This window comes from Thermomonas sp., from assembly GCF_041905325.1.
In the GTDB taxonomy this organism is placed as follows: domain Bacteria; phylum Pseudomonadota; class Gammaproteobacteria; order Xanthomonadales; family Xanthomonadaceae; genus Thermomonas.
The window spans coordinates 245,405-271,724 of record NZ_JAYRLK010000001.1 but is presented as its reverse complement, the minus strand read 5'-3'; the positions used below and the strand labels follow the sequence as shown (position 1 = coordinate 271,724).

The following is a 26,320-nucleotide window of genomic DNA, read 5'->3' as shown; positions in this document are numbered from 1 at the left end:
CATGGTGCGGCTTCGTCGCAGGCCGGCTTCCATCGCCGTGGCGCGCGGCTATGCTCGCTGCCACCTTCCCCACACGCCTGCCGACATGTTCAAGCGACTGTTCTTCCTGCTGCGCATCACCGTTGCCTGGGGCCTCGCGGTGATGCTGGTGGTCGGCGTCTACTCCAGCCTGCCGTTGATCGGCCAGCTGGAGTTCCCGGCCGTCCTGTTCTCGATGTTCACGATGGGGCTGGTGATCGCCGGCGCGTTCTCGCACCTGCACCGGGTGCGGCTGATCGCCGGGCGCGTGGACAACGAGACGCTCGACAACCGCCAGAAGCGCGTCATCGAAATCCCGCTGGAAGCCGGCGAAGCCTTCGACCTGGTCGAGGCCGCGGTGCGCGGGCTGCCGGGCGCCGAGGGCGTGCAGGCCGCGCGCGACAGCCTGCAGGTGCGGGCGAAGATCGCGCGCCCGCACCTGTACGGCGAGCCGCCGCTGCGGCGCTGGAACCCGCTGCTGTGGTTCGCGCCCGACCACAACCAGCTGCAGGCCACGGTCACACCGGCCGGCGACAGCGGCCGCGTCACCTTGATCTGCGAGCCGGAAAGCCCCGCCTGGAGCGACTGGTTCCTGGTCGACGACGGCACCAACTTCGAGAACGCCGAAGCCATCGCCCGTGCGATCACCCGCCGCATCGGCGACCGTCGCCGCAGCGAGCAGGCCAGCGCCGCGCAGACCGCGACCGAAAAGGAACTCACCGAGGCCAAGCTGCACCTGCTTCACGCGCAGGTGGAACCGCACTTCCTCTACAACACGCTGGCCAGCGCCCAGCTGCTCACCCGCAGCGACCCGGCCCGCGCCGAAGCGATGCTGGGCCACCTGATCCAGTACCTGCGCCGCTCGCTGCCGAACGCCGAGGACGACATGTCCACGCTGGGCATGGAGTTGGAACGCGCGCTGGCCTATCTGGAGATCCTCAAGATCCGCATGGGCGATCGGCTTGGCGTGCAGGTGGACGTGCAGCAGGCGCTGCGCGCCACCCCGCTGCCGGCGATGATGCTGCAGACGCTGGTGGAGAACGCGATCAAGCACGGCCTGGAACCCCGCACCGGCGGCGGCACCGTGTGGATCCGCGCACGCCGCGACGACGACGGCAAGATCGCGGTGACGGTGGCCGACGACGGCGAAGGCTTCAACACCCAGACCAGCGGCACCGGCATCGGCCTGAAGAACGTGCGCGAGCGGTTGCGCCTGCGCTACGCCGGCGAGGCCAACCTGTCGGTGATCGCCAACTTCCCCAGCGGCGTGGCCGCCACCATCACGGTGCCATCCAACGGAGTCCGCCATGACTGAGACCGCGCCCGCCAGGCCCTGGACCTGCGTCGTCGCCGAGGACGAAGCCCTGCTGCGGCAGGCGCTGGTGGCCGAACTCCGGCGCGCCTGGCCTGGCCTGCAGGTGCTGGCCGAATGCGAGGACGGTGCCAGCGCGGTGGAAGCGCTGGCCGAGCACCAGCCCGACGTCGCCTTCCTCGACATCCGCATGCCCGGCCTGACCGGGCTGGAGGTGGCGCGCATCGCCACCGAAGCCAGTCCGCGCACCCACATCGTGTTCGTCACCGCCTACGACCAGTACGCCATCGACGCCTTCGAACACGGCGCCGTCGACTACCTGCTCAAGCCGGTCAAGCCCGAGCGCCTCGCCGCCACCCTGGAACGCCTGCAGGCGCGCGAGGCGCAGCCCGACGCGGCGGCGCTGGCGACGTTGCTGGACAAGCTGGGCGCGCTGCCCAGGGCCGCCGGCGCGGTGGAGCCGCTGACCTGGCTGACCGCCAGCGCCGGTCGTGAAACACGGCTGGTGCTGGTCGACGACGTGCTGTATTTCCGCGCCGACCAGAAGTACACCACCGTGGTCACCGCCGAAGGCGAGGCGCTGCTGCGCAGCTCCCTGCGCGAACTGCTGCCGCGGCTCGACGGCAACACGTTCAAGCAGATCCACCGCTCCACCATCGTCAACCTCAAGGCCATCGCCGGGATCGTCCGCGACGACAGCGGGCGCGGCACGGTCCGGCTCAGGCACCGCCCGGAGACGCTGGTGGTCAGCCAGCCCTTCATGGCCCTGTTCAAGCACATGTGAGGCCCACCATGTTCGATCTCGGGATGACCAAGTTCGTCGCGCTGCTGCAGTTCCTGCTGGCCCTCGGCGGCTGCTCGCTGGGCGGCACCACCTACACCAACCGCATCGCCGACGGCGGCCACGACGTGCTGGCCAGCAAGGCGCGCGTGCAGGACGGCGTGGCCCGCTTCGACTGCCGGGCCAGCGACAGCGGCTGGTGCCATTACACCCTGTATCCCGATGCCTGCGGCAGCCGTCAGGACTGCGCGCTGGCGCCGATCCAGCGGTTCGCGGTGGCCCGCGGCGACAGCCGCCAGATCGCCGGGCTGGGCGGGTTCCGGCTGTGCGTGGGCACCGACGACACCGCGCTGGGACCGGACTGCCAGCCGGTGGGCGCGCGCACGACCCGCTGACCGCCACCGCGCGGTCCCGGGGCCGCGCCCCGCGCGCGGATGCCCGGCGCGCCGACTACCATCGGCGCATGAACTACCTCGCCCACGCCTGGCTGGCGCGGCACTCGGACGACGCGATACTGGGCGCCCTGCTGGGCGACTTCGTGTTCGGCCAGAGCGCCCTGGAGGATTGGCCGCCGGCGGTGCGCGCGGAAATCGTGCGGCACCGGCGGATCGACCGCTACACCGACGACCATCCCGCGGTGGTGGCCACGCGCACGCGCTTCGGCGACCTGCGCCGCTACGCCGGCATCGTGCTGGACGTGTATTTCGACCACTGCCTGGCGCGGGACTGGGCGCGCTGGGACGCGACCCCGCTGGACGCCTTCACCGATCGGGTCTATCGCATTCTGGCGGAGCGGCAGGCGATGCTGCCGCCACGCCTGGCGGCGCTGGCACCGCGCATGGCCGCGCATGACTGGCTGGGCTCGTATGCCCGGCGCGAGAGCGTGGACGCCGCGGTGCGCGGCATCTCGACCCGGCTTTCGCGCAATGGCGACCGGCTGGCGGCCTGCCTCGACCGGCTGCGCGCGGACGAGGCGCACGTGCAGGCGACGTTCGAGGTGTTCTTCCCGGATCTCCTGCGGGCCGCAGTGCGGATGCGCGATCCACCGCCCCCATCCGCCTGCCGCGAAGCCGCCGCGCTCAGTCTTCCAGCACCAGTGTCATCGGCTTGCCGTGGCGCAGTACCTTGAAGGTCACCGCCTGATCCTGCTTCAGGCTTTTCCAGTAGGCCTGCACGGTCCTGGCTTTCTGGCCCCGTATCGGCTGGGTGTTGATCTGCACGATCTCGTCACCCTGTTGCAGCTTGCAATCAAACCCCGGCTTGACCGATCGGATCGAGCGGACGGTCATCTTGTCCAGTGTCGGATTGAGGAAAAAGCCACTGGTCACCGGGTTGATGTCCAGCTTGCAATTGCCGGCATGGCTGGTGAGCGGCAAGGCCAGCATGGCAAAAGCCGTTGCGGCAAACAGCGTGTTCTTCATTGGCGGGCTTCTTGGATGGACGAAGGGGTGGAACGATAGCGGCTTTCGGGCGTCAGCGGCAGCGGAAGAAGGCCGGCTGCGAGCTGACATAGCTGCGAACCCGGGCATAACCGCTGCTGCGGCCATAGCCGATGCCGAACTCGCGCTCGCCGCTCTGGCGCGGCTGGAAATTCGCCTCGGCCGGGCTGCGGGGGGCCTTGCGACGCTCGTTGATGCTGGTGGACGGGGCGATTCGGATCGTGGACATGTTCATGACTGCCTCCTGAATTGGTGTGTTAGTAAAGTACAACACCAATCAGAGTTCGACATGCGCCGGAAGTCATGCCTGCCTCGGCTGTCGGCATTTGTTCAGGTTGAACGCCACCACGGCAGGGTGGGCCCCGCTGGGGGCGGGCCATGGGGCTGGCGTCGTGCGGGCGGCAAGGCCACGTAAACTACGCGGATGCCTCTTCTCCAATTCCAGAACGCCGACTACGGCGTCGGCGGCCCGCTGTTGCTCGAGCAGGTCAACCTCACCATCGAGCCCGGCGAACGGGTCTGCATCGTCGGCCGCAACGGTGCCGGCAAGTCCACCCTGATGCGGCTGATGGCCAGCGACATCAAGCCCGACGACGGCGAGTTGCGCGTGCAAGGCGGCGTGGTGGTGGCGCGGATGGCGCAGGAAGTGCCGCAGGACACCCACGGCAGCGTGTTCGACGTGGTGGCCGCCGGGCTGGGCGACCTGGGCGCGCTGCTGGCGCGCTTCCACCACGCCGTGCACGACGGCGACATGGATGCGATGGCGGCGGCGCAGGCGCAGATCGAAGCGCAGCACGGCTGGGACCTGGATCGTCGGGTCACGCAAGTGCTGGAGCGGCTGGAGCTGCCCGGCGACGCCGATTTCGCCGCCCTGTCCGGCGGCATGAAGCGGCGCGTCCTGCTGGCGCAGGCACTGGTGCGCGCGCCCGACATCCTGCTGCTGGACGAGCCCACCAACCACCTCGACATCGAGGCGATCGACTGGCTGGAAGGCTTCCTCAAGGCGTTCGCCGGCAGCATTGTCTTCGTCACCCACGACCGCAGCTTCCTGCGCGCGCTGGCCACCCGCATCGTCGAGATCGACCGCGGCCAGGTGACCAGCTGGCCGGGCGACTACGACAACTACCTGCGCCGGCGCGAGGAGCGCCTGCACGCGCAGGCGCAGGAGAACGCGCGCTTCGACAAGCTGCTGGCGCAGGAGGAAGTATGGATCCGGCAGGGCATCAAGGCCCGCCGCACCCGCAACGAAGGCCGCGTGACCGCGCTCAAGGCGATGCGCCGCGAGCGCGCCGCGCGCCGCGAACTCACCGGCAAGGTGAAGATGGAGGCTGCCAGCGCGCAGGCCTCCGGCAAGAAGGTCATCGAGATGACCGACGTATCGCTTGCCTTCGGCGACCGGGTCATCCTGCGCGACGCCTCCACCACGATCCTGCGTGGCGACAAGGTCGGCATCATCGGTCCCAACGGCTCCGGCAAGTCGACCCTGCTGAAGATCCTGCTGGGCGAGCTCACGCCGGATGCGGGTAGCGTGGCGATGGGCACCAACCTGCAGATCGCCTATTTCGACCAGCACCGCAGCCAGCTCGACGAAACCCGCAGCGCCCTGGAGAACGTGGCCGGCGGGCGCGACTTCGTGGAGATCAACGGCAGCCGCAAGCACATCATCGGCTACCTGCAGGAATTCCTGTTCTCGCCGGAGCGCGCGCGCGCGCCGATCACCCGCTTGTCCGGCGGCGAACGCAACCGCCTGCTGCTGGCACGGCTGTTCGCGCAGCCGTCCAACCTGCTGGTGATGGATGAACCCACCAACGACCTCGACGTGGAAACGCTCGAGCTGCTGGAGGAGCTGCTGCTGGACTACTCCGGCACCCTGCTGCTGGTCAGCCACGACCGCGATTTCCTCGACAACGTGGTGACCAGCACGCTGGCGCTGGAAGGCGACGGCCGGCTGGGCGACTACGTCGGCGGCTACACCGACTGGCTGCGGCAAAGACCCGCGCCGCAGGCGCAGGCATCGGTCGCGGCTTCACCTGCGGTGCCGGCAACGCCAACCGCGCCAGCCGCGTCAGCGCCAGCGCCAGTGCCCGCGAAGAAGAAACTCAGCTACAAGGACCAGCGCGAGCTGGAACTGCTGCCGGCAAAAATCGAACAGCTGGAAACCGACATCGCCGCGCGCAGCGCCGCCATGCAGGATGCCGCCTTCTACAAACAGGACGCCGCCGCCCAGCAGCGCGCGAATGCGGAACTGGCCGCGCAGCAGGCCGAACTGGACGCCGCCTACGCCCGCTGGGAAGCGTTGGACGGCTGAGCCGTCAGGCGCAGTTGCCGTCCACGCCGCAGGCCGCGCCGCTGGCGATGGCCGTCATCGGTTCGGCCGCCAACATCGCGATCTGCGCGCCCAGCAGCAGATCCTCCACCTGCCCGAAGTGGTGCTGGCGCAGGCGGCCGGCACGGTCGACCAGCAGCAGCGTGGGGGTGCCGCGCATGCCGTAGGCGGCCATGGTGCGCGGGATCGGGCCAGCCTCCGACGGTGCATCCACGCCCACCGGGAAGCCGATCCGGTACTCGTGCAGGAACGCCTCCAGCGCCACCGGCGTCATCGCCGCATGGTGTTCGAACACGGTGTGCAGGCCGATCACTTCCACGTCTTCGCGCGCGAACACCTGCCGCACCCGCTGCGCCTGCGGCAGCCCGTGCGAGACGCAGCCGGGGCACAGCATCTGGAACGCCTCGATCACCACCACCCGGCCGCGCAACGCGGCCAGCGACAGCGGCACGGGCGTGTTGAACCATCGTGATACCAGCAGTTCGGGGGCGATCCGGGTGGGGTCGGTCATGACGCTCTCCCTGGGGGGTGACAAGGTCGGGAGTCTTGTTCGTCTCCGCAAACCCGATGTGGATGCGATGGCGGATGCAACGGCCGAGGCGGGTGGCGCGGGGACGCTTGATCGCCTGCCGGGCATCGCATCGCTACACTGCGCGGATGAGTTTACAGACCCGCGACAGCACCCTCGACGCCCTCCTGCACCCGTTCACCCAAGGCCTGTTGCACTGGCCGGACGGGGCCTTGTTCCTGCGTGCCCGGATGTCCGGCGGTGTGCAGGGAAAGCCTTTCGTGGCGACGCAGGGGTTCCGGCCGGAGGCGGCGCGGCTGCAACGGCAGGGCATCACGTTGCTGGATGAAGATGCGCTGCCGTGTGCGCAGTTTCCGCTGGTGCTGGTGTTGCCGCCGCGCCAGCGCGAGGAGGCGCGGGCGCTGCTGGCCAAGGCCTGTGCAGCGGTGGCGGCGGGGGGCGTGGTGTTGGCGGCGGTGGCCAATGACGAAGGCGCGAAGACACGCGAGGCCGAATTGAAGCAACTGGCCGGTGGCGTGGCCACGCTCAGCAAGCATCACTGCCGGGTGTTCTGGACGCGGCCGGATGCGGCATTCGATGCGGAGCTGGTGGCGCGCTGGCGGTCGCTGGATGTGCCGCGCCGGGTTGCCTGCGAGGAGGTGCCGGGGGGCGGGTTCCTCAGCCGTCCCGGGGTGTTTGCCTGGGATCGCGTGGATGCCGCGTCACGCATGCTGGCGGCGGCGTTGCCAGCGGATCTGCGCGGGCAGGTGGCCGATTTCGGTGCCGGCTGGGGCTACCTGTCGCAGCAGGTGCTGGCGCGATGCCCGCAGGTGGCATCGCTGGATGTGTTCGAAGCGGATGACCGTGCATTGGCCTTGGCGCGGCAGAATCTCGCCGGTGCCCGGGTGCCCGTCGATTTTCATTGGCAGGATGTCGAGTCCGGGGTGGCCGCGCACTTCGATGCCATCGTCTGCAATCCGCCGTTCCATGCGCTGGGCCGCGGCGAGCGCCCGGACATCGGCCGTGCCTTCATCGCCGCCGCCGCCGCCGCGCTCAGGCCGCGCGGCAGCCTGTGGCTGGTGGCCAACCGCCATCTGCCTTATGAAGAAGCGCTGGGCGCGGGTTTCGCGCGATTGCACGAGGTGGCGCAGAACGGCGGTTTCAAGATCGTGCATGCGGTGAAGGCATGAAACTGGTCAAGCACATCGCCAACCTCGGCTATGGCAGCCGCAGGGAGGTGCAGTGGTTGTTCCGCGAAGGCCGCATCACCAACGCCGCCGGCGAGGTGCTGTACGCGGATGATCCACTGGATCACGACGACGTGCGCATCGACGGCGAGCCACTCGATCCGCCGCCCGGCCTGCTGCTGGTGCTGCACAAGCCGACCGGTTACACCTGTTCCACCAAGGACCCGGGGCGGGTGGTGTTCGACCTGCTGCCGCCGCGCTACCGCCTGCGCAGCCCCGCGCTTTCAACGGTGGGCCGGCTGGACCGTGACACCTCCGGCTTGCTGCTGCTCACCGACGACGGCCAGCTGCTGCACCGGATCATCGCCCCCAGGTCCAACCTTCCGAAAGTCTATGTGGCGACGCTGGCAGACGACCTGCGCGGCGACGAGGCGGCGTTGTTCGCCAGTGGCACGCTGCTGCTGGACGGCGAGAAAACCCCGTTGCTGCCGGCGCAGCTGGACGTGCTGTCACCACGCAGCGCGCGCTTGACCCTGCACGAAGGCCGCTACCACCAGGTGCGGCGGATGTTCGCGGCGGCAGGCAACCATGTCGCCGCATTGCACCGCGAACGGATCGGCGGGCTGGCGCTGGGCGACCTGCCGGCCGGGCACTGGCACGCACTGGACGAATCGGCGCGCGCCCTGCTGTTTGCGACGAACGCGGCGTGAGCGCAGTCGCGGCGCTGCCGTTCCAGCCGGCGGCGGTGCTGTTCGACATGGACGGGTTGATGCTGGACAGCGAGCGCGCGTTCACCGATTGCCTGGCGCAAGCAGCGCGCGAGCAGGCGCATCGCCTGCCGCAGTCGTTGTGGCTGCAGATGGTGGGTGGCAGCGATGCGCATTCGCGCGCCCTGCTGGAGGCGCGGATCGGCAAGCCAGGCAGCGATGCCGTGCAGGCGCGCGCACGCACGTTGTACGACGCGGTGGTGGATGCCGGGGTGCCGCATCGTCCCGGCATCGTGCCGCTGCTGCGATGGCTGGTTGCCGCGCGTGTGCCGCGCGCGGTGGGGACCTCCACCCGCAACCCGCTGGCCCTGCGCAAATTGCAGGCGGCGGGGCTGCTGTCGTATTTCGATGCGGTCTGCACCAGCAGCGACGTGGAGCACCCCAAGCCGGCGCCGGATGTCTACCTGCTGGCGGCGCAGCGGCTGGGCGTCGCACCCGCGCACTGCGTGGTGCTGGAGGATTCGCCGCCGGGTGTGCGTGCCGCGCTGGCGGCCGGGATGACGCCGGTGCAGGTGCCGGACCTGTTGGCTCCGGACGCGGCCACCCGCGCGCTGGGCCACCGCATCGTCGCGTCGCTGGACGAGGTGCAGGCGTTGCTGCGCGCCTGCTGGTGACGCCCGCCGGGTGCCGCATCGGCCGGAGCATCGGTCGCGTGTCCGCTTTTGCGCCCCTTCTGCGCTTTATTCCGGTACACCCACCCATGGAAACCGGACCATGCAACGCAAGACCCTGCTTGTCGCCCTCGCCGCAGCCCTGGCGCTGACGGGACTGGTGGCCTATGCCGCCAACCACCCGTGGTCTGGCGACGTACCCGTGGCCACCGTCAATCCGGCCCCGCCCGCCGCCGCCGCGGTGCCGGCATCGCGGCCATCGGCGGCGGCTGCGATCTCCGGCAATGCACGCGGCGGCAATGGCGCGGCCCGCGTCACCGCGGCGGATGTGGGGGATGCGGATTCCTTCGGCCGCAATGTACGTTGGCTGGGCGCCAAGCAGGCGGTCTTCGGCGTGTCCACGGACTGCAACAGCTGGAGCGGCGGCGATCCGTCAATGCCCTGCACGACGATCAGCGCGCCCACCGGCACCACCACGTTCCGCTACAACGACCTGTTGCAGATCCAGTTGCCGGGATCGGCGGCCAATTCCTTGTTGTGCCACTGGCTGGCGGAGCGGCAGCAGATCTATTTCACGATCAATGGCGGGGCCGCGCCGGTGGCGGCAAGGGTGCGTTCCATCTATACGGCCACGATCGACAACCCCGTCCTGCAGGACCCCGGCCTGATCAACCCGAACACCGGACAGCCCTTCAACGGCAGCTTCACCACCAGCTCGCTGATGTTCGACGACACGCCCTACGTAGTGCTGCCGAACTACCCCCTGTCCACCTCTGCCGGCCACACGGCGGTGTGCCGGGGCGGCCTTGTCAGCAAGCAGAGCCTGATCAGCGGCTACGGGTTCACGCCGGCGCTGGCCGACAAGTTCATGAAAAACCCGACCACGGTGCATTTGAACGTGTCCGGGATGGTGTCCAACGTCGAAGATGGCACCTTCATCATCGGGTTGCGGATGGTCGGCGATTGATGCCGGCACGCTGCAGGCCATGCGCGCGGTCGATGGCGCGCATGGCCTGATGGCAAGAGGGTTGCTCAGTCGCGGAAATTGTCGAACTGCAACGGCAGTTCGAATTCCTGCCCACGCAGCAGCGCCATCGCCGCCTGCAGGTCATCGCGCTTCTTGCCGGTGACGCGCAGCTTGTCGCCGTTGATCTGCGAGTCCACTTTCAGCTTGGCATCCTTGAGCGCGGCCTGGATCTTCTTCGCCAGTTCGCGCTCGATGCCTTGTTTCACCGTGATCTTCTGGCGCGCGCCGGCCAGGTTGGTGTCGATGTCGCCGAACTCCAGGCAGCGCATGTCGATCTTCCGCGCGATCAGCCGCGCGCGCAGGATGTCGGTCATCTGCTGCAGCTGGAAATCGCTGGGCGCGGACTGGGTGATGACGTTGTCCTCGCGCACGAACGTGGCATCCACGCCCTTGAAATCGAAGCGGGTGGTCAGCTCGCGGCTGGCCTGGTCCACCGCGTTGGTGAGTTCGTGGGTGTCGACTTCGGAGACGATATCGAAAGAGGGCATGGCGATCGGCAGGGTGACGAAACGCGCAGGGTACCGCATGCTGGCCGGATGCCGTCCGATCCGCATGCGTCTTCGTCCCGCGCCGTCTGGCTGATGCTGGCCGCCGTCGCCCTGTTCGCCCTGATGGATGCGGGGCTGAAGACCCTGGCGGCGCATTACCCGCCGTTCCAGGTGGCGGCCTTGCGCGGCGTGTCCTCGTTGCCGTTGGTGCTGGGCTGGGCGGTGTGGACGGTGGGTTGGCGATCGTTGCTGCGGGTGCGCTGGCCGCTGCACCTGCTGCGCGGCGTGTTGGGCGTGGGAATGATGGCCAGCTTCGTGTACGCATTGAAGCGGCTGCCGCTGTCCACCGCATACGCGATCTTTTTCGTCGCCCCGTTGCTGATCACCGCGCTCTCGGTGCCGTTCCTGGGCGAAAAAGTGGGGCCGCGGCGGTGGACGGCCATTGCGGTGGGCTTGCTGGGCGTGTTGGTGGTGCTGCGCCCCACCGGCGCGGGAATGCTGTCATGGGCGGGTGTGGCCGTGCTGGGAGCGGCACTGGCGTACGCGGTCTCGGCGATCACGGTGCGGGTGCTGGCGCGCAGCGACTCCAACCAGGCCATGGTGGTGTGGCTGCTGGCGCTGATGGCACTGGGCGCAGGCATCCTGGCGTGGCCGGCGTGGCAGCCACTGCGTGCGGAGCACGTGGGCGTGGTGGCGGCGATCGGCGTGGTCGGCACGCTGGGGCAATATGCGATCACCGAGGCGTTCCGGCAGGGAGAAGCGTCGTTGATCGCACCCCTGGAATACTCGGCGCTGGTCTGGGGGGTGGCGTTGGACCTGGCGCTGTGGGGTGTGTTGCCGGACGCCTTCACCTGGCTGGGTGCCGCCATCATCATGGGCAGCGGCCTGTATCTGCTGCGTCGCGAGAAGGGCAGGGCGCATCTGGAAGCCGAACATCCTTGATTTTGGTGGGGGTAGAACGGGCTTGCTGCGGCTCGTGAGTCGGTGGAAGGATAGGTTTGTTGCAGTTTTCTTGAAAAATCCGGGTAATACGAAAATTCCTGCTTCCGCATGATTGTGGTGGGCATCGGGATGTGTTCCCATGGCGTTTTTCCAGTCTCAGGAGCGACGGCCATGGCCGAACTGAAGGAAGCGCGCGTCCCCGATATCGGCGGGCATGGCGATGTGCCGGTCATCGAGCTGCTGGTGAAGTCCGGCGATACCGTGGCCAAGGACCAGGGCCTGGTGACGCTGGAGTCCGACAAGGCGACCATGGAAGTGCCCGCGCCGTTTGCCGGGGTGATCAGGGAGTTGAGGGTCAAGCTGGGCGATGCCGTGTCCGTGGACGCGGTGGTGGCGATCATCGAAGCTGCCGATGCCGCGCCTGTCGCCGCACCGGCCGCACCAGCCCCCGCGCCAGCACCTGCCACCGAAGCGCCAAAGGCCGCGCCGGCACCGGCACCGATGCTGGTCGAAAGCGGTGCCCCGGTGCCGGCATTGGCGCCGGTGGCCGAACCCGGCCAGCCCGGCATCCCGCCGATGCGCTTCGAGGCCGACGCGGTGCTGCCGGCCAAGGTGCCCTACGCCAGCCCGGCGGTGCGACTGTTCGCGCGCGAGCTGGGCGTGGATCTTGCGCAGGTCAGCGGCAGCGAGCGCGGCGGCCGTATCTCCAGGGAAGACGTGCAGAAATTCGTCAAGGCGGCGCTGGCCGGCGGCATCGCCGCGCCGGTGGCGGCTTCCGGCGCTGGCGGCGGGCTCAACCTCATCCCGTGGCCGAAAGTGGATTTCGCCAAGTTCGGCGCCATCGAAACCAGGCCGCTGTCGCGCATCCAGAAGATTTCCGGGGCCAACCTCGCGCGCAACTGGGCGATGATTCCGCACGTCACCCAGCACGACGAGGCCGACATCACCGCGCTGGAAGAACTGCGCGTGGCGTTCAACAACGAAAGCGCCAAGGCGATTGCGGCGGGCAAGGCCGGCAAGCTGACCATGCTGGCCTTCCTGATCAAGGCCTGCGTGGCGGCGTTGCAGAAATTCCCGACTTTCAACGCCTCGCTGGACGGCGACAACCTCGTCCTCAAGCAGTATTTCCACATCGGTTTCGCCGCCGACACCCCGAACGGGCTGGTGGTGCCGGTGCTGCGCGACGCCGACCAGAAGGGCGTGGCCCAGATCGCCCGCGAGATGGGCGAGTTGGCCGCATTGGCGCGCGACGGCAAGCTCAAGCCCGAGCAGATGCAGGGCGGCTGCTTCACCATCAGCTCACTGGGCGGCATCGGCGGCACCAAGTTCACCCCGATCATCAATGCGCCGGAGGTGGCGATCCTTGGCGTGTCCAAGTCCGAGATCAAGCCGGTCTGGGACGGCAAGGCGTTCCAGCCCAAGCTCATGCTGCCGCTGTCGCTGAGCTATGACCACCGGGTGATCGATGGTGCTGCCGCGGCCCGCTTCACCACCTATCTGGGACAACTGCTGGCCGACCTGCGTCGGGCCATGCTGTAAGGAGAAGGCGCATGGCTGAGTTCGAATGCAAGGTTCCCGATATTGGCGGCCACGGCAGCGTGCCGGTGATCGAAGTGCTGGCGGCGGTGGGCGATACCGTCGGCAAAGATCAGGGTTTGGTCACGCTGGAGTCCGACAAGGCCACGATGGAAGTGCCGGCGGGCGTGGATGGCATCATCAAGGCGTTCAAGGTCAAGCTGGGCGATAGCGTGTCGGAAGGCGCGGTGATCGCGGTGATCGAGACGGCAGTGGCGGAAAAATCCGCGCCGGCGGCATCTGCACCTGCGCCTGCGGCATCGCCGGCACCTGCTGCTGTGGCGAAGCCTGCGGCAGCTCCGGCACCGCAGGCCGCTTCTGCCTCCGGTCGTCAGGCCGACATCGAATGCGGCATGGTGGTGATCGGCGCCGGTCCCGGGGGCTATACCGCCGCGTTCCGCAGCGCCGACCTCGGCCTCGATACCGTACTGGTCGAGCGCTACCCCAGCCTGGGCGGTGTCTGCCTCAACGTCGGCTGCATCCCGTCGAAGGCATTGCTGCACGCCGCCGACGTGATCGAGCAGGCCGCGCACGCCAGCGACTACGGCGTGGATTTCGGCAAGCCGAAGATCAGCATCGACAAGCTGCGCGAGTACAAGGACAAGGTCGTCGGCCAGCTCACCAAGGGCCTGGCCGGCATGGCCAAGCAGCGCAAGGTGCGCACCGTGCAGGGCGTGGCGAAGTTCGTCTCCGCCAACGAGCTGGAAATCGCCGATGCCGACGGCAAGACGCAGTTGCTGCGCTTCGCCCACTGCATCATCGCCGCGGGCAGCCAGCCGGTGAAGCTGCCGTCGTTCCCGTGGGGCGATCCGCGCATCATGGACTCCACCGATGCGCTGAACCTCGCCGAGGTGCCGAAAAAGCTGCTGGTCGTCGGCGGCGGCATCATCGGGCTGGAAATGGCGACGGTCTATCGCGCGCTGGGTGCGGAAGTCACCGTGGTCGAGTTCATGCCGCAGCTGATCCCTGGGGCCGACGCCGATCTGGTCAAGCCACTGTCCGAGCGCCTGAAAAAGCAGGGCGTGGCGATCCATCTCAAGACCAAGGTGGTCGAGGCCAAGGCGCAAAAGAACGGCATCGCCTGCACGTTCGAGGGCGAGTCCATTCCCGACGGCAAGCTGTTCGACCGCGTGCTGGTGGCGGTGGGCCGCAGCGCCAACGGCGGCAAGCTCGATGCCGACAAGGCCGGCGTGCGCGTCGGCGAGCGCGGGCTGATCCCGGTGGATGCGCAGATGCGCACGAATGTCCGGCACATCTTCGCCATCGGCGATCTGGTCGGCCAGCCGATGCTGGCGCACAAGGCCACGCACGAGGGCAAGCTCGCGGCGGAAGTCGCGGCGGGCGAGAAGAAGGAATGGGTGGCGCGGGTGATCCCGTCGGTGGCCTATACCGATCCGGAGATCGCGTGGGTCGGCGTGACCGAAACCGAGGCGAAGGCCAAAGGGCTGAAGGTCGGCGTCGGCAAGTTCCCGTGGGCGGCCTCGGGGCGTGCGATCGGCCTGTCACGCACGGAGGGCTTCACCAAGCTGCTGTTCGACGAGGCCACCCACCGCGTGATCGGTGGCGGGATCGTGGGGGTGCACGCGGGCGAGCTGATCTCGGAGGTCGCGCTGGCCATCGAGATGGGCTGCGAGGTGCACGACATCGGCCACACCATCCACCCGCACCCCACGCTGGGCGAGTCGGTGGGCATGGCGGCGGAGGTCTACGACGGCAGCATCACCGACCTGTACATCCCGAAGAAAAGGTAAAACGGTCCCTGTTTCCCGGCGGATCGCCCAAAAGGAAGCCCCGGCCGGGGAAGGGCCGGGGCTTCGGCACCCGCCGGGGATCGACGAGGAAGGAAGCGGGTGCGAAAGGTGTGACCGCATGCGCGCGCGGGAGTTCCATCGAGGTCTTGCCAGCTTTTGACGGTTGCCGGGGGGAAATAACGCCTGCTATAATTCGGCGGCTTCGCAGGGTGGTTTGCCCCATGCTTGCGGCAACGGGCCGGAACCGGCTGATTTTGTTGGGAATATCCGCGTGCTGAACTCCGCTGCTGCGGGTTGGCGGATGGCGCTGCGGGTGGTGGCCTTTCAGGCTGCCACCGTGCTGGCGACCTCCGTGGCCTGCTTGATGCTTGGCCCGGACACCGCCTTGGCGGTACTGGCCGGTGGCGGGGCGCTGGTGCTGGGCAGCCTGTTGGCGGCCTGGGGGGCGTTCGGCGGTGGGGTGGCGGGTGCCGGTGTGGCACTGGCTCGCCTGCTGCTGGGAACGGCGGTGAAGTGGGCGGTCGTCCTCGCCGGGCTGTATCTGGCGATGGCGGTCTGGACATTGCCGGCAGTGCCGGTGCTGGCCGGGGCGGCATTGGCCGCGGCGGCTTTCGTGGTTTCGATGAGATTCGTGACGCAGCGCAGTACGACGAGGACGAACGCGTGATCCTGGAAGCAATGGGCTTGTCGCCCGAGGGTGGCGAAACCGGCGGTGGCCTGACCGGCTACATCGTCCATCACCTCACCCACAACACCGCGACCGTGGCCGGCGATGCCGGCTTCCACCTGGACTCGTGGGTGATCGCGCTGGTGCTGGGGCTGTCCGCCTGCCTGTGGCTGTGGGCCTATGCCCGCAAGGCAACCTCCGGCGTGCCCTCCAAGGGGCAGGCTTTCGTGGAGTTGGTGGTCGAGTTCGTCGATTCGCAGGTGAAGGACACCTTTCATGGCGATCGCCGCTTCATCGCCCCGCTGGCGCTGACCATCTTCGTCTGGGTGGTGTTCATGAACACCATGGACCTGCTGCCGCTGGATATTCCGTCCGCGCTGATCACCGCGGCCGCCGGCGAGGAAACCGCGCACCACACCTTCCTGCGCATGGTGCCCACCGCCGACGTCAATACCACCTTTGCGCTGTCGATCACCGTGTTCCTGCTGATCATCTTCTACTCGATCAAGGTCAAGGGTGGCTGGGGCTTCACCAAGGAGCTGTTCACCGCGCCGTTCCATGCGCATGGCGTGATCGGCAAGGTGGTGCTGGCCGGGCCGAACCTGTTCCTGAACCTGGTGGAGTACCTGTCCAAGCCGGTGAGCCTGGGCATGCGGTTGTTCGGCAACATGTACGCGGGCGAATTGGTGTTCATGCTGATCGCCGGCCTGTTCATGTCCTGGGCTACCTTCCTGCCGGGCGTGGTGTTCCAGTCGGTGTGGGCGATCTTCCACATCCTGATCATCCTGCTGCAGGCCTTCATCTTCATGGTGCTCACCGTCGTCTACCTGGCGATGGCGCACGAGCATCACTGATCCGCGTTCCAAGGTTTTCGTTCCACACGTCCCTCGCGTCACTTTTCTTTTCACCGCAAGCAAGCAACTCGGAGATCCACCATGGAAGCACTCGCCAACGTTCAGGCCTTCACCGCCGTCGCCATCGGCATCATCGTCGGCCTGGGTGCGCTCGGCGCCGCCCTCGGCATCGGTGTCATGGGCAGCAAGTTCCTTGAAGCCGCCGCCCGCCAGCCGGAGTTGGTGCCGATGCTGCAGGGCCGCATGTTCCTGCTCGCCGGCCTGATCGACGCGGCGTTCCTGATCGGCGTGGGCGTGGCGATGATGTTCGCGTTCGCCAACCCGCTGCTGGCCGCCGTCAAGGCCGCCGCCGGCGCCTGATCCGGTTGGTGCACGGTGCGCACGCGGTCATCGCGTGCGCATCCGCAGTCATCGCGCCGCGGCATGCCGCCGTGGCGTTGCCCTGACAGGTGGCGTCATACCCACTTGTTCGACACGCAAGGTACGACATGAATCCGACCTTCATGACATTGCTGGGCCAGATGGTTTCGTTCGCGATCCTGATCTGGTTCACCGTCAAGTTCATCTGGCCGCCACTGATGCAGGCGATCGAAGATCGCCAGCAGAAGATCGCAGAAGGCCTGGCCGCCGCCGACAACGCGCAGAAAAACCTTGCGCAGGCACAGGACAAGGTCAACGAAGAGCTGAAGGCTGCCCGCGCCAAGGCCAACGAGATCATCGAACAGGCCCACCAGCGCGCCAATCAGTTGATCGACGCGGCCAAGGCCGACGCGGTCGCCGAAGGCGCGCGCCAGAAGGCGCAGGCCGAAGCCGACATCGTTGCCGCCGCCAACCGCGCCAAGGAAGACCTGCGCAAGCAAGTGTCCGCCCTGGCCGTCAGCGGTGCCGAAAAGCTGCTCAAGCGCGAGATCAACGCCAACGACCAGAAGGCGCTGATCGACGAGCTGGCCGCCCAGCTCTGAGGACCTGCCCGTGAGCCAAGCCCTGACCCTCGCCCGTCCTTATGCCCGCGCTGCCTTCTCGGTGGCGCGCGATGCCGGCGCGTTGCCGGCGTGGTCGGACGCACTGGCGTTCGCCGCCCGTCTCGCCGCCGATCCGCAAGTGGCGGGGTTGCTGGGCAATCCGCGCCTGGCCCCGGCGGATGCGGTGGCCCTGTTGGCACCGGATGCGGCAGGTGAAACGTTCGCCAATTTCGTCGGTCTGCTGTTCGACAACCGTCGCCTGCCGTTGCTGCCGGAAATCGCCGGCCTGTTCGACGAGCTGCGCTTCGAGGCCGAACGCGTGGTCAAGGCGCGCGTCACGTCCGCGACCGACCTGTCGGACGCCGAGCTGGAAACCGTGAAAGCGGCACTGCGCAAGCGCTTCGGTCGCGAGGTCGAGGTGCAGACGGCGGTGGATGCCAGCCTGCTGGGTGGCGCGGTGATCGATGCCGGCGATGTCGTCATCGACGGCTCCCTGAAAGGCAAGCTGGGCCGCCTGCAGGCGGCGCTGGCGCACTAATTCATTCGTGATTTTTTATTGAATCCGGTCGGCGGCGACGCCGGCACCAAGGAAACCAAGATGGCCACCACCACGCTCAACCCGTCCGAAATCAGCGAACTGATCAAGACCCGCATCGAGAAGGTCAAGCTTGCCGCCGAGGCGCGCAACGAAGGCACCGTGACCTCGGTGTCCGACGGCATCGTGCGCATCCACGGCCTGGCCGACGTGATGCAGGGCGAAATGATCGAACTGCCGGGCGGCACCACCGCGTTGGCGCTGAACCTGGAGCGCGACTCGGTCGGCGCCGTGGTGCTGGGTGATTACGAACACCTGCGCGAAGGCGATACCGCGCGCACCACCGGGCAGATCCTGTCGGTGCCGACCGGCCCCGAGCTGCTGGGCCGCGTGGTCAATGCGCTGGGCGAGCCGATCGACGGCAAGGGCCCGATCGACGCCAAGACCAGCTCGCCGGTGGAAACCATTGCCCCCGGCGTGATCTGGCGCAAGTCGGTGAGCCAGCCGGTGCAGACCGGCTACAAGTCGGTGGACAGCATGATCCCGATCGGCCGTGGCCAGCGCGAGCTGATCATCGGCGACCGCCAGACCGGCAAGACCGCGCTGGCGATCGATGCGATCATCAACCAGAAGCATTCCGGCATCCGCTGCATCTACGTGGCGATCGGCCAGAAGAATTCGACGATCGCCAACATCGTGCGCAAGCTCGAGCAGTACGGCGCGATGGCCTACACCACCGTGGTGGCCGCGTCGGCCTCCGAATCGGCGGCGATGCAGTACATCAGCGCCTACTCCGGCTGCGCGATGGGCGAGTACTTCCGCGACCGCGGCGAAGACGCGCTGATCATCTACGACGATCTGTCCAAGCAGGCCGTGGCCTACCGCCAGATTTCGCTGCTGCTGCGCCGCCCACCGGGCCGCGAAGCCTACCCGGGCGACGTGTTCTACCTGCACAGCCGCCTGCTGGAGCGCGCCGCGCGCGTGTCCGAGGACTATGTCGAGAAGTTCACCGACGGCGCGGTGAAGGGCAAGACCGGTTCGCTGACCGCGCTGCCGATCATCGAGACCCAGGCCGGTGACGTGTCGGCGTTCGTGCCGACCAACGTGATCTCGATCACCGACGGCCAGATCTTCCTCGAAACCGACCTGTTCAACGCCGGTATCCGCCCGGCCGTGAACGCCGGTATCTCGGTGTCGCGCGTGGGCGGCGCGGCGCAGACCAAGATCATGAAGAAGCTGTCGGGCGGCATCCGCATCGCGCTGGCGCAGTACCGCGAGCTGGCGGCGTTCGCGCAGTTCGCCTCCGACCTGGACGACGCCACCCGCAAGCAGCTGGAGCGCGGCCAACGCGTCACCGAGCTGATGAAGCAGAAGCAGTACGCGCCGATGTCGGTGGCCGAACAGGCGCTGTCGATCTACGCGGTGGACAAGGGCTACATGGACGACGTACCGGTCGGCAAGATCCTGGCGTTCGAAGCCGGCCTGCAGGCGCACTTCGCCAACACCGCCGCTGCGCTGGTGGCCAATATCGATGCCAGCGGCGACTGGAACGATGACATCGAAGCCGCGTTCAAGAAGGGCATCGAGGACTTCAAGGCGACCGGCAGCTGGTAAGGCAGTCGATGCCGCAGGGCGGGGCTTGCTCCGTTTCACGCAAAAGCAGCGGGGCACGCTCCGCTCTACAGGATGATCGGGAAGCGGGGCATGCTCCGCTCAACGGGAAAGAGACATGGCAGGCGGACGCGAAATCAAGACGAAGATCAAGAGCGTGCAGAACACCCGCAAGGTGACGCGCGCGCTCGAAATGGTCTCGGCCTCCAAGATCCGCAAGGCGCAGGAGCGGATGAAGCAGTCGCGTCCGTACGCGCGGGCGATGAAGCAGCTGATCGGCCACCTGGCGCAGGCGAACTCCGAGTATCGGCACCCGTATCTGGTGCAGCGCGCCGACATCAAGCGCGTCGGCTACATCGTGGTGTCGTCGGACCGCGGCCTGGCCGGCGGCCTGAACAACAACATGTTCCGCAAGCTGCTGGTCGAGTTCCGGGCGCTGCAGGAGCAGGGCATCGAAGTCGACGTGGTCACCATCGGCCAGAAGGCCTCGGTGTTCTTCCGTCGGGTCAAGGTCGGCATGCTGGCCTCGGTGACCCATCTGGGTGACACCCCGAAGGTGGAACAGTTGGTCGGCGTCATCAAGGTGATGCTGGATGCCTACACCGACGGCAGCGTCGACAAGGTGTTCCTGGCCTACAACGACTTCGTCAACACCATGACGCAGAAGGCCACCTTCGACCAGTTGCTGCCGTTGCCGGCATCGGACGCGCAGGTGGCCCGCCATGAGTGGGACTACCTGTACGAGCCCGATGCGGAGACCGTTCTGGAGCACGTGCTGACCCGCTACATCGAGTCGCTGGTGTACCAGGCGGTGATGGAAAACGTGGCCTCCGAACATGCCGCACGCATGGTTGCGATGAAGGCCGCGAGCGACAACGCCAACAAACTGATCGACACCCTGAACCTCGTCTACAACAAGGCGCGGCAGGCGGCGATCACGCAAGAAATTTCGGAAATCGTCGGCGGCGCGGCTGCCGTTTGACGAACGGGCGCAAGCCACCCAACAGCATTCAAGAGTTAACCGGAGCTACCCAAATGAGCAACCAGGGCAAGGTCGTACAGATCATCGGCGCCGTCGTCGACGTCGAATTCCCGCGCGCAAGCGTGCCGAAGGTGTACGACGCGCTGAAGGTGCAGAACACCGAGATCACGCTGGAAGTGCAGCAGCAGCTGGGCGATGGCGTGGTGCGTTGCATCGCACTGGGTTCCACCGATGGCTTGAAGCGCAACCTGCTCGCCGAGAACACCGGCCGCGCCATTTCGGTGCCGGTGGGCATCGGCACGCTGGGCCGCATCATGGACGTGCTGGGCAACCCGATCGACGAAGCCGGCCCGGTCGCCAGCGACACCACCTGGGAAATCCACCGCGCCGCGCCAAGCTACGAAGATCAGGCCAGCACCACCGAGCTGCTGGAAACCGGCATCAAGGTGATCGACCTGATGTGCCCGTTTGCGAAGGGCGGCAAGGTCGGCCTGTTCGGCGGTGCCGGCGTGGGCAAGACCGTCAACATGATGGAGCTCATCAACAACATCGCCACCGAGCACAGCGGCCTGTCGGTGTTCGCCGGCGTGGGCGAGCGCACCCGCGAGGGCAACGACTTCTACCACGAGATGCAGGAGTCGGGCGTCGTCAACGTGGCCGAGCACGCCAAGTCCAAGGTGGCGATGGTGTACGGCCAGATGAACGAGCCGCCGGGCAACCGCCTGCGCGTCGCGCTGACCGGCCTGACCATGGCCGAGTACTTCCGTGACGAAGGCCGCGACGTGCTGCTGTTCGTGGACAACATCTACCGCTACACCCTGGCCGGTACCGAAGTGTCGGCGCTGCTGGGCCGCATGCCGTCGGCGGTGGGCTACCAGCCGACCCTGGCCGAGGAAATGGGCGTGCTGCAGGAACGCATCACCTCCACCAAGACCGGTTCGATCACCTCGATTCAGGCCGTGTACGTGCCCGCGGACGACCTGACCGACCCGTCGCCGGCGACCACCTTCGCCCACCTCGATGCCACCGTGGTGCTGAGCCGCAACATCGCCTCGCTGGGTATCTACCCGGCGGTGGACCCGCTCGACTCGACCTCGCGCCAGCTGGACCCGAACGTGATCGGCAACGAGCACTACGAGACCGCGCGCCGCGTGCAGCAGACCTTGCAGAAGTACAAGGAACTGAAGGACATCATCGCGATCCTGGGCATGGACGAGTTGTCGGAAGAAGACAAGCTGGCCGTGGCCCGCGCGCGCAAGATCGAGCGTTTCTTCAGCCAGCCGTTCACCGTGGCCGAAGTGTTCACCGGTTCGAAGGGCAAGTACGTGCCGCTGAAGGACACCATCCGCGGCTTCAAGGGCATCGTGGACGGCGAGTACGACCACCTGCCGGAGCAGGCGTTCTACATGGTCGGCTCGATCGATGAAGCGGTCGAGAAGGCCAAGAAGATCGCGGCTTAAGGAGTCGTCATGGCAGCCACCATCCGTTGCGACATCGTCAGTGCCGAGGCCGAGATCTTCCACGGCGAGGCCGAGCTGGTCGTGGCCACCGGCGAGCTGGGCGAGCTGGGTATCGCGCCCCGCCACGCCCCGCTGATCACCCGCCTGAAGCCGGGCAAGGTCGTCGTCACCCTCGCGGGTGGCGAAAAGCTGGATTTCGCCATTTCCGGCGGCATCCTCGAAGTGCAGCCGACGGTGGTGACCGTGCTTGCCGATACCGCGGTACGTGCCGAGGATATCGACGAAGCCGCGGTGCGTGCCGCCAAGGACGAGGCCGAGCGCATCCTGGCCCGCCGCGGTGAGGCAATGGAAATCGCCGAGGCGCAGCAACGCCTGGCCGAAGTCACCGCGCAGTTGCAGGCGCTCGAGCGGTTGCGCAAGAACCTCAAGCACTGATCGGCAAGGCACCTTCGCCGGACACGCAAGCCCCGCCACGCGCGGGGCTTGTGCTTTGCATGGGGGGCGGAAACGTTCAGCTTGCGTATCCTCGCCGGTGCGATGATCGGCTTGGATTCCTCGCCCGGAGATGACCATGTTGCGCCCTGTCCGTATCCTTGCCGCCAGCGTGCTTGCGGCTGCCGCGTTGACACTGTCGGCTTGCGCGACCGGCCCGACCGTGCGCACCGACCACGACCCCGCTGCCAGCTTCGGCCAGTACGCGACGTGGGGTTTCTACCAGCCGATCGCGATGGAGCAGGCCGGCTATTCCAGCTGGATCTCCGAACGCATCCGCGCCGACGTGCAGCGCGAGATGGCGGCACGCGGTTATCGCTACGTGGACAAGGGCGCGGACCTGCTGGTGAACTTCCAGGGTGTGGTGGAAGACAAGACCGCCGTATGGAGCATGCCGCGCATGGATGTGGATTACTTCTACAGCTATCGGCATCGCAGCTACGTGGCGGTGCCGGTGTGGTACGACGAAACCCAGGTGAGCCGCTATCGCGAAGGCACCTTGACCGTGGACCTGGTGGATGGGCGGCGCAACCGCATGGTGTGGACCGGCTCGGCCAGCGCGCCGGAGGCCAGCAAGCGCAAACCGGAACAGAAGCTGGCCGACATCGACAAGGCCATCAGCGCGATCTTCGCCCAATACCCGCATCGTGCCGGACAGTGAGCCCGGCACCGCGGGCGTCCTGCATGTCGCAAGACGCCCGCGGCTTGGTCAGAACTTCGGCTTGTTTTCGCTGGCGTTGTAGCGTTCGATCGCCTCGACGATGATCTTGCGCGCTTCGTCGGCACCGCCCCAACCGTCCAGCTTCACCCACTTGCCGTCTTCCAGATCCTTGTAGTGCTCGAAGAAGTGGCCGATGCGCTGCAGCCAGTGCTTGCTGACCTGGGCGATGTCGTTGATGTGGCTGTAGCCGTTGAACACCTTGTCCACCGGAACGGCCAGGATTTTCTCGTCGCTGCCGGCCTCGTCGCTCATCTTCAATACACCGACCGGACGGCAGCGGATCACCGAGCCCGGCACCAGCGGCAGCGGCAGGATCACCAGCACGTCGGCCGGATCACCATCACCGCAGACGGTGTAGGGCACGTAGCCGTAGTTGCACGGGTAGCGCATCGGGGTGGACAGGATGCGGTCCACGAAGATCGCGCCCGAGGCCTTGTCCACTTCGTACTTGACCGGCTCGGCGTCCTTGGGGATTTCGATGATGACGTTGATTTCTTCCGGCGGGTTGTTGCCGGTGGGAACGAGGTCCAGACCCATGTTTGTTGCTCCGACGTGCGTGCCGCACCCACAGGGCGCGACGAGTGAATGAGGGGGGAGTGCGCGCATTTTACCGGAGAGTGCGCGCATATGCGGTTCTGCATGCACGCCCGTGGTTGTCGGGCGCATTGCTGGCCGGGGCTCGACGGGCAACAATGCACGTCATTCATGCGCATGGCATTCGAGATGACCACATCCCTCCGCATCGCGATGGCGCAGTTCGATTTCCCGGTGGGCGACGTGGTCGGGAACGCGGCGCGCATCGCCCACATGATTGCCCTGGCGCGCGACGAATACGCCGCCGACGTGGTGCTGTTTCCCGAGCTGGCACTGTCTGGCTACCCGCCGGAAGACCTGCTGCTGCGGCCGGCGTTCCTGCGCGCCTGCGAGGCCGCGATGACCGGCATCGCGGCGCAGGCGCGCGGCATCGTGGCGGTGGTGGGCTGGCCGCAGTCGGCCGGCAGCGTGGTCTACAACGCCGCCAGCGTGCTGCGCGATGGCGGTATCGAAACGACGTATCGCAAGCGCGAGCTGCCGAATTACGCGGTGTTCGATGAGCGCCGCTGGTTCGATGTCGACCCGGACCGGGAGGACTGCGTATTCGAGGTCAACGGCATCCAGGTGGGTTTGGTTGTCTGCGAAGACCTGTGGTTCGCAGAGCCCATCGCGTCCACCGTGGCCGCCGGTGCGCAACTGGTGCTGGTGCCGAATGCATCGCCCTTTGAGCACGACAAGCATGCCGAACGTGATGCCCTGCTGGCGCAGCGCGCGCGCGCGCATGGGGTCGGGATTGCCTATCTGAACCTGGTGGGCGGGCAGGATGCGTTGGTGTTCGATGGCGCATCCCTGGTGGCCGATGGCGACGGCGTGGTGCATCCGGCGGCGGTGGCCTTCGACGAGCAGTGGCTGGTGGTGGACTTCGACCCCGCATCACGCCGCTTCACGCCGCTGCAATGGACGGTGGATGGGGACGAAAGCCGCGATGCGCTGGCGTGGCGCGCGGCGGTGCGCGGCACCCGCGACTATTGCCGTAAAAACGGTTTCGAAAAAATCTGGCTGGGCCTGAGTGGCGGCATCGATTCGGCGCTGGTGCTGGCCATCGCCGCCGATGCGCTGGGTGCGGAACACGTGACGGCGGTGCGGTTGCCGTCGCGTTATACCGCCGGCCTGTCCAACGACCTGGCGCAGGAGCAGTGCGATGCGATGGGTGTGAAGTTGCTGGCACTGCCGATCGAAAAGCCGTTCATGGGCTATCTGGATGCGTTGTCGGACACCTTCGCCGGTTTGCCGGTGGATGTCACCGAGGAAAACCTGCAATCGCGCGTGCGCGGCGGGCTGTTGATGGCGCTGGCCAACAAATTCGGCGGCCTGCTGCTGACCACCGGCAACAAGAGCGAGTACGCGGTGGGCTACGCCACCATCTATGGCGACATGTGCGGCGGTTATGCGCCGATCAAGGATCTCTACAAGACCGAGGTGTTCGCGCTGGCGCGCTGGCGCAACACGGTGGGCGACCGCATCATCCCGCAGGCGGTGATCGACCGGCCGCCGTCGGCGGAGCTGCGCGAGAACCAGCTCGACCAGGATTCACTGCCGCCCTACGACGTGCTGGATGCGATCCTGCTGCGGCATGTGGATCTGGAGCAGTCCGGCGCGGAGATCGTCGCCGCCGGGTTCGATGCCGCCACCGTGGAGCGCGTGCTGCGGCTGGTGCGCATCAGCGAATGGAAGCGCCATCAGGCTGCGCCGGGGCCGAAGGTCAGCCGGCGCGCATTCGGGCGCGAGCGCCGCTACCCGGTCAGCAGTGGCTGGCGGGAGTAAGTGATGAAAGGGGGTCAGGTTCACTTCCGCATGCGGAAGTGAACCCCCTTATCAATTCGTACCGGTCAGCGTGCGTCGGCGCTGAACGGGTTCAGGCGGCGCAGGCGGTTGGGGTACTTCGGCCAATGCCCTGCCAGCCACGGGTGCTGCGGGTCGTTCTGTTCCAATACCCGGCGGGCGTCGCTGGCCAGCTGGTTGTTGCCGAGGCGGGTATAGGCTTCACCGAGCAGGGCGACGGCGTCATTCTGGGACTCACTCTGCGGGTAGGTTTCCAGCAGATAGGTGGCGCGTTCGGCGGCCGAGACCCAGGCGCCGCGGCGCAGGTAGTACAGCCCGGTATTCAGCTCGAAGCGGGCGAACTGGTTGCGCAGGAACACCATGCGCTGGCGGGCATCACCGGCGTAGCGGCTGTTGGGGTAGCGGGTGGCGACGGTATTGAAGTCGGCATAGGCCTGCTGTGGCGCATCCAGGTCGCGGGTGCTGGTATCCAGCTTGAAGGTGCGCGCCATGAACACCGTGTTGCGGGCCATGTTGGCCAGCCCGCGCAGGTAGTAGAAGTAGGCGATGTTCCTGTGGGTGGGGTAGGTACGGATGAAGCGGTCGATGGTGGAGATCGCATCCTCATGCTTGCCCGACTTGTACTGGGCATAAGCCTGTTCCATCAATGCCTGCTCGGTGTACGGGCCGTAGGGATACTGGGCGACGAGGCGACCGAACGTCTCGCTGGCATTGCTCCAGCTGCCGCGCTCCATCTGGTGGTGGGCCTTGTTGTACAACTCGGCCACCGGTTTGCCTTCGTTCTTGTCTTTGTGACCCTTGAACATGCCCTTGACGCTGGAGCAGCCGGAGACAAGGAGGACAAGCGCAAGCACGAAGGTGGTGCGCAGCAGGGCGGAACGCTGGGTCATGGGCATCGAACGGGCGCAAGAGGCATGAAGGCTGGATA

29 protein-coding genes are annotated in these 26,320 nt (G+C 67.1%); 23 read left to right on the top strand and 6 right to left on the bottom strand.

The genetic code is table 11. The features are described from left to right. Positions 1 to 85: 85 nt before the first annotated feature. From ACE3OK_RS01200 to ACE3OK_RS01185, 4 genes are all read left to right on the top strand, one after another. On the top strand, positions 86 to 1,333 hold the full coding sequence (locus ACE3OK_RS01200) for a sensor histidine kinase (protein WP_374247685.1): 1,248 nt from the start codon (positions 86 to 88) through the stop codon (positions 1,331 to 1,333). After that, a complete protein-coding gene (locus tag ACE3OK_RS01195; protein ID WP_374247684.1) occupies positions 1,326 to 2,114 on the top strand; it encodes a LytR/AlgR family response regulator transcription factor in 789 nt (262 codons plus the stop codon). Before ACE3OK_RS01200 ends, ACE3OK_RS01195 begins: the two co-directional genes overlap by 8 nt. Before the next feature lie 23 nt (positions 2,115 to 2,137). Beyond that, entirely contained in the window at positions 2,138 to 2,506 is a 369-nt protein-coding gene (locus tag ACE3OK_RS01190) for a hypothetical protein (protein ID WP_374247683.1), read from the top strand. A gap of 68 nt (positions 2,507 to 2,574) precedes the next feature. Beyond that, positions 2,575 to 3,240, top strand: coding sequence for an ACP phosphodiesterase (locus tag ACE3OK_RS01185; RefSeq protein ID WP_374247682.1), 666 nt, complete (start codon positions 2,575 to 2,577; stop codon positions 3,238 to 3,240). On the opposite strand, the gene ACE3OK_RS01180 is transcribed toward ACE3OK_RS01185, so the two are convergent. Next, complete coding sequence (locus tag ACE3OK_RS01180) at positions 3,191 to 3,532, bottom strand: PDZ domain-containing protein (protein ID WP_374247681.1); 342 nt, start codon at positions 3,530 to 3,532, stop codon at positions 3,191 to 3,193. The two genes, ACE3OK_RS01185 and ACE3OK_RS01180, sit on opposite strands and share 50 nt — an antisense overlap. Positions 3,533 to 3,584: 52 nt before the next feature. Next, complete coding sequence (locus ACE3OK_RS01175; RefSeq protein WP_374247680.1) at positions 3,585 to 3,779, bottom strand: hypothetical protein; 195 nt, start codon at positions 3,777 to 3,779, stop codon at positions 3,585 to 3,587. A 195-nt stretch (positions 3,780 to 3,974) separates the two neighbouring features. Between ACE3OK_RS01175 and ACE3OK_RS01170 the strand changes: the two genes are divergently transcribed. Continuing rightward, positions 3,975 to 5,858: an ATP-binding cassette domain-containing protein gene (locus ACE3OK_RS01170; RefSeq protein ID WP_374247679.1), complete on the top strand. Its 1,884-nt coding sequence runs from the start codon at positions 3,975 to 3,977 to the stop codon at positions 5,856 to 5,858. 4 nt (positions 5,859 to 5,862) lie between these two features. Here ACE3OK_RS01170 and ACE3OK_RS01165 read toward each other — a convergent pair whose 3' ends face one another. Beyond that, a complete protein-coding gene (locus ACE3OK_RS01165) occupies positions 5,863 to 6,387 on the bottom strand; it encodes a redoxin domain-containing protein (RefSeq protein WP_374247678.1) in 525 nt (174 codons plus the stop codon). 146 nt (positions 6,388 to 6,533) lie between these two features. Here ACE3OK_RS01165 and ACE3OK_RS01160 point away from each other — a divergent pair, with 146 nt between their 5' ends. The 4 genes from ACE3OK_RS01160 (at position 6,534) to ACE3OK_RS01145 (ending at position 9,916) form a co-directional block, all read left to right on the top strand. Continuing rightward, positions 6,534 to 7,574, top strand: a complete 1,041-nt coding sequence (locus ACE3OK_RS01160; RefSeq protein ID WP_374247677.1) for a class I SAM-dependent methyltransferase — start codon at positions 6,534 to 6,536, stop codon at positions 7,572 to 7,574. After that, positions 7,571 to 8,281 carry a pseudouridine synthase gene (locus tag ACE3OK_RS01155; RefSeq protein ID WP_374247676.1) on the top strand — a complete coding sequence of 237 codons (711 nt, stop codon included), beginning with the start codon at positions 7,571 to 7,573 and terminating at the stop codon, positions 8,279 to 8,281. The genes ACE3OK_RS01160 and ACE3OK_RS01155 overlap by 4 nt, the downstream gene beginning before the upstream one ends. Continuing rightward, the gene (locus ACE3OK_RS01150) at positions 8,278 to 8,952 is read left to right on the top strand and encodes an HAD family hydrolase (protein WP_374247675.1); all 675 of its coding nucleotides are present in this window, start codon (positions 8,278 to 8,280) and stop codon (positions 8,950 to 8,952) included. Before ACE3OK_RS01155 ends, ACE3OK_RS01150 begins: the two co-directional genes overlap by 4 nt. Before the next feature lie 100 nt (positions 8,953 to 9,052). After that, positions 9,053 to 9,916 (top strand): hypothetical protein, encoded by an 864-nt coding sequence (locus ACE3OK_RS01145; protein ID WP_374247674.1) that lies wholly within the window; start codon positions 9,053 to 9,055, stop codon positions 9,914 to 9,916. 65 nt (positions 9,917 to 9,981) lie between these two features. Here the strand turns inward: ACE3OK_RS01145 and ACE3OK_RS01140 are convergent, their stop codons facing one another. Further along, positions 9,982 to 10,464, bottom strand: a complete 483-nt coding sequence (locus tag ACE3OK_RS01140) for a YajQ family cyclic di-GMP-binding protein (RefSeq protein WP_374247893.1) — start codon at positions 10,462 to 10,464, stop codon at positions 9,982 to 9,984. A gap of 48 nt (positions 10,465 to 10,512) precedes the next feature. Between ACE3OK_RS01140 and ACE3OK_RS01135 the strand changes: the two genes are divergently transcribed. From ACE3OK_RS01135 to ACE3OK_RS01075, 13 genes are all read left to right on the top strand, one after another. Beyond that, on the top strand, positions 10,513 to 11,406 hold the full coding sequence (locus tag ACE3OK_RS01135; protein WP_374247673.1) for a DMT family transporter: 894 nt from the start codon (positions 10,513 to 10,515) through the stop codon (positions 11,404 to 11,406). 171 nt (positions 11,407 to 11,577) lie between these two features. Then, complete coding sequence (aceF, locus tag ACE3OK_RS01130) at positions 11,578 to 12,945, top strand: dihydrolipoyllysine-residue acetyltransferase (RefSeq protein ID WP_374247672.1); 1,368 nt, start codon at positions 11,578 to 11,580, stop codon at positions 12,943 to 12,945. An 11-nt stretch (positions 12,946 to 12,956) separates the two neighbouring features. Further along, positions 12,957 to 14,732, top strand: a complete 1,776-nt coding sequence (gene lpdA, locus ACE3OK_RS01125) for a dihydrolipoyl dehydrogenase (RefSeq protein WP_374247671.1) — start codon at positions 12,957 to 12,959, stop codon at positions 14,730 to 14,732. Between the two features lie 271 nt (positions 14,733 to 15,003). Then, positions 15,004 to 15,399 carry an ATP synthase subunit I gene (locus ACE3OK_RS01120; RefSeq protein ID WP_374247670.1) on the top strand — a complete coding sequence of 132 codons (396 nt, stop codon included), beginning with the start codon at positions 15,004 to 15,006 and terminating at the stop codon, positions 15,397 to 15,399. 11 nt (positions 15,400 to 15,410) lie between these two features. Then, positions 15,411 to 16,253, top strand: a complete 843-nt coding sequence (gene atpB, locus ACE3OK_RS01115; protein WP_374247892.1) for a F0F1 ATP synthase subunit A — start codon at positions 15,411 to 15,413, stop codon at positions 16,251 to 16,253. An 81-nt stretch (positions 16,254 to 16,334) separates the two neighbouring features. Further along, a complete protein-coding gene (gene atpE, locus ACE3OK_RS01110) occupies positions 16,335 to 16,613 on the top strand; it encodes a F0F1 ATP synthase subunit C (RefSeq protein ID WP_374247669.1) in 279 nt (92 codons plus the stop codon). A gap of 128 nt (positions 16,614 to 16,741) precedes the next feature. Further along, positions 16,742 to 17,215 (top strand): F0F1 ATP synthase subunit B, encoded by a 474-nt coding sequence (locus ACE3OK_RS01105; RefSeq protein WP_374247668.1) that lies wholly within the window; start codon positions 16,742 to 16,744, stop codon positions 17,213 to 17,215. Positions 17,216 to 17,225: 10 nt separating this feature from the next. Beyond that, positions 17,226 to 17,753 (top strand): F0F1 ATP synthase subunit delta, encoded by a 528-nt coding sequence (locus ACE3OK_RS01100; RefSeq protein ID WP_374247667.1) that lies wholly within the window; start codon positions 17,226 to 17,228, stop codon positions 17,751 to 17,753. Positions 17,754 to 17,813: 60 nt separating this feature from the next. Beyond that, complete coding sequence (gene atpA, locus ACE3OK_RS01095; RefSeq protein WP_374247890.1) at positions 17,814 to 19,364, top strand: F0F1 ATP synthase subunit alpha; 1,551 nt, start codon at positions 17,814 to 17,816, stop codon at positions 19,362 to 19,364. Between the two features lie 115 nt (positions 19,365 to 19,479). Further along, entirely contained in the window at positions 19,480 to 20,343 is an 864-nt protein-coding gene (atpG, locus tag ACE3OK_RS01090; RefSeq protein WP_374247666.1) for a F0F1 ATP synthase subunit gamma, read from the top strand. Between the two features lie 53 nt (positions 20,344 to 20,396). Then, positions 20,397 to 21,803 carry a F0F1 ATP synthase subunit beta gene (gene atpD, locus ACE3OK_RS01085; protein ID WP_374247665.1) on the top strand — a complete coding sequence of 469 codons (1,407 nt, stop codon included), beginning with the start codon at positions 20,397 to 20,399 and terminating at the stop codon, positions 21,801 to 21,803. A gap of 9 nt (positions 21,804 to 21,812) precedes the next feature. Continuing rightward, positions 21,813 to 22,238, top strand: a complete 426-nt coding sequence (locus ACE3OK_RS01080) for a F0F1 ATP synthase subunit epsilon (protein ID WP_374247664.1) — start codon at positions 21,813 to 21,815, stop codon at positions 22,236 to 22,238. Between the two features lie 136 nt (positions 22,239 to 22,374). Beyond that, a complete protein-coding gene (locus ACE3OK_RS01075; RefSeq protein ID WP_374247663.1) occupies positions 22,375 to 22,956 on the top strand; it encodes a DUF4136 domain-containing protein in 582 nt (193 codons plus the stop codon). A 48-nt stretch (positions 22,957 to 23,004) separates the two neighbouring features. Here ACE3OK_RS01075 and ppa read toward each other — a convergent pair whose 3' ends face one another. Next, positions 23,005 to 23,553 carry an inorganic diphosphatase gene (ppa, locus tag ACE3OK_RS01070; RefSeq protein ID WP_374247662.1) on the bottom strand — a complete coding sequence of 183 codons (549 nt, stop codon included), beginning with the start codon at positions 23,551 to 23,553 and terminating at the stop codon, positions 23,005 to 23,007. A 186-nt stretch (positions 23,554 to 23,739) separates the two neighbouring features. Between ppa and ACE3OK_RS01065 the strand changes: the two genes are divergently transcribed. Continuing rightward, positions 23,740 to 25,374, top strand: a complete 1,635-nt coding sequence (locus ACE3OK_RS01065) for an NAD+ synthase (protein ID WP_374247660.1) — start codon at positions 23,740 to 23,742, stop codon at positions 25,372 to 25,374. Between the two features lie 65 nt (positions 25,375 to 25,439). Here ACE3OK_RS01065 and ACE3OK_RS01060 read toward each other — a convergent pair whose 3' ends face one another. Next, entirely contained in the window at positions 25,440 to 26,282 is an 843-nt protein-coding gene (locus ACE3OK_RS01060; protein ID WP_374247659.1) for an outer membrane protein assembly factor BamD, read from the bottom strand. Positions 26,283 to 26,320: the final 38 nt, after the last annotated feature.

Bases quoted from the DNA above. Each gene is read 5' to 3' on its own strand.
- atpB (WP_374247892.1), top strand. From the start codon at position 15,411: ATGGGCTTGTCGCCCGAGGGTGGCGAAACCGGCGGTGGCCTGACCGGC.
- atpD (WP_374247665.1), top strand. From the start codon at position 20,397: ATGAGCAACCAGGGCAAGGTCGTACAGATCATCGGCGCCGTCGTCGAC.
- ACE3OK_RS01195 (WP_374247684.1), top strand. From the start codon at position 1,326: ATGACTGAGACCGCGCCCGCCAGGCCCTGGACCTGCGTCGTCGCCGAG.
- ACE3OK_RS01175 (WP_374247680.1), bottom strand. From the start codon at position 3,779: ATGTCCACGATCCGAATCGCCCCGTCCACCAGCATCAACGAGCGTCGC.
- atpE (WP_374247669.1), top strand. From the start codon at position 16,335: ATGGAAGCACTCGCCAACGTTCAGGCCTTCACCGCCGTCGCCATCGGC.
- ACE3OK_RS01140 (WP_374247893.1), bottom strand. From the start codon at position 10,464: ATGCCCTCTTTCGATATCGTCTCCGAAGTCGACACCCACGAACTCACC.
- ACE3OK_RS01190 (WP_374247683.1), top strand. From the start codon at position 2,138: ATGACCAAGTTCGTCGCGCTGCTGCAGTTCCTGCTGGCCCTCGGCGGC.
- ACE3OK_RS01200 (WP_374247685.1), top strand. From the start codon at position 86: ATGTTCAAGCGACTGTTCTTCCTGCTGCGCATCACCGTTGCCTGGGGC.
- ACE3OK_RS01080 (WP_374247664.1), top strand. From the start codon at position 21,813: ATGGCAGCCACCATCCGTTGCGACATCGTCAGTGCCGAGGCCGAGATC.
- ACE3OK_RS01170 (WP_374247679.1), top strand. From the start codon at position 3,975: ATGCCTCTTCTCCAATTCCAGAACGCCGACTACGGCGTCGGCGGCCCG.
- ACE3OK_RS01180 (WP_374247681.1), bottom strand. From the start codon at position 3,532: ATGAAGAACACGCTGTTTGCCGCAACGGCTTTTGCCATGCTGGCCTTG.
- lpdA (WP_374247671.1), top strand. From the start codon at position 12,957: ATGGCTGAGTTCGAATGCAAGGTTCCCGATATTGGCGGCCACGGCAGC.
- ACE3OK_RS01135 (WP_374247673.1), top strand. From the start codon at position 10,513: ATGCCGTCCGATCCGCATGCGTCTTCGTCCCGCGCCGTCTGGCTGATG.
- ACE3OK_RS01065 (WP_374247660.1), top strand. From the start codon at position 23,740: ATGACCACATCCCTCCGCATCGCGATGGCGCAGTTCGATTTCCCGGTG.
- atpA (WP_374247890.1), top strand. From the start codon at position 17,814: ATGGCCACCACCACGCTCAACCCGTCCGAAATCAGCGAACTGATCAAG.
- ACE3OK_RS01145 (WP_374247674.1), top strand. From the start codon at position 9,053: ATGCAACGCAAGACCCTGCTTGTCGCCCTCGCCGCAGCCCTGGCGCTG.
- ACE3OK_RS01155 (WP_374247676.1), top strand. From the start codon at position 7,571: ATGAAACTGGTCAAGCACATCGCCAACCTCGGCTATGGCAGCCGCAGG.
- ACE3OK_RS01185 (WP_374247682.1), top strand. From the start codon at position 2,575: ATGAACTACCTCGCCCACGCCTGGCTGGCGCGGCACTCGGACGACGCG.
- ACE3OK_RS01075 (WP_374247663.1), top strand. From the start codon at position 22,375: ATGTTGCGCCCTGTCCGTATCCTTGCCGCCAGCGTGCTTGCGGCTGCC.
- atpG (WP_374247666.1), top strand. From the start codon at position 19,480: ATGGCAGGCGGACGCGAAATCAAGACGAAGATCAAGAGCGTGCAGAAC.
- ACE3OK_RS01165 (WP_374247678.1), bottom strand. From the start codon at position 6,387: ATGACCGACCCCACCCGGATCGCCCCCGAACTGCTGGTATCACGATGG.
- ACE3OK_RS01105 (WP_374247668.1), top strand. From the start codon at position 16,742: ATGAATCCGACCTTCATGACATTGCTGGGCCAGATGGTTTCGTTCGCG.
- aceF (WP_374247672.1), top strand. From the start codon at position 11,578: ATGGCCGAACTGAAGGAAGCGCGCGTCCCCGATATCGGCGGGCATGGC.
- ACE3OK_RS01160 (WP_374247677.1), top strand. From the start codon at position 6,534: ATGAGTTTACAGACCCGCGACAGCACCCTCGACGCCCTCCTGCACCCG.
- ACE3OK_RS01060 (WP_374247659.1), bottom strand. From the start codon at position 26,282: ATGACCCAGCGTTCCGCCCTGCTGCGCACCACCTTCGTGCTTGCGCTT.
- ppa (WP_374247662.1), bottom strand. From the start codon at position 23,553: ATGGGTCTGGACCTCGTTCCCACCGGCAACAACCCGCCGGAAGAAATC.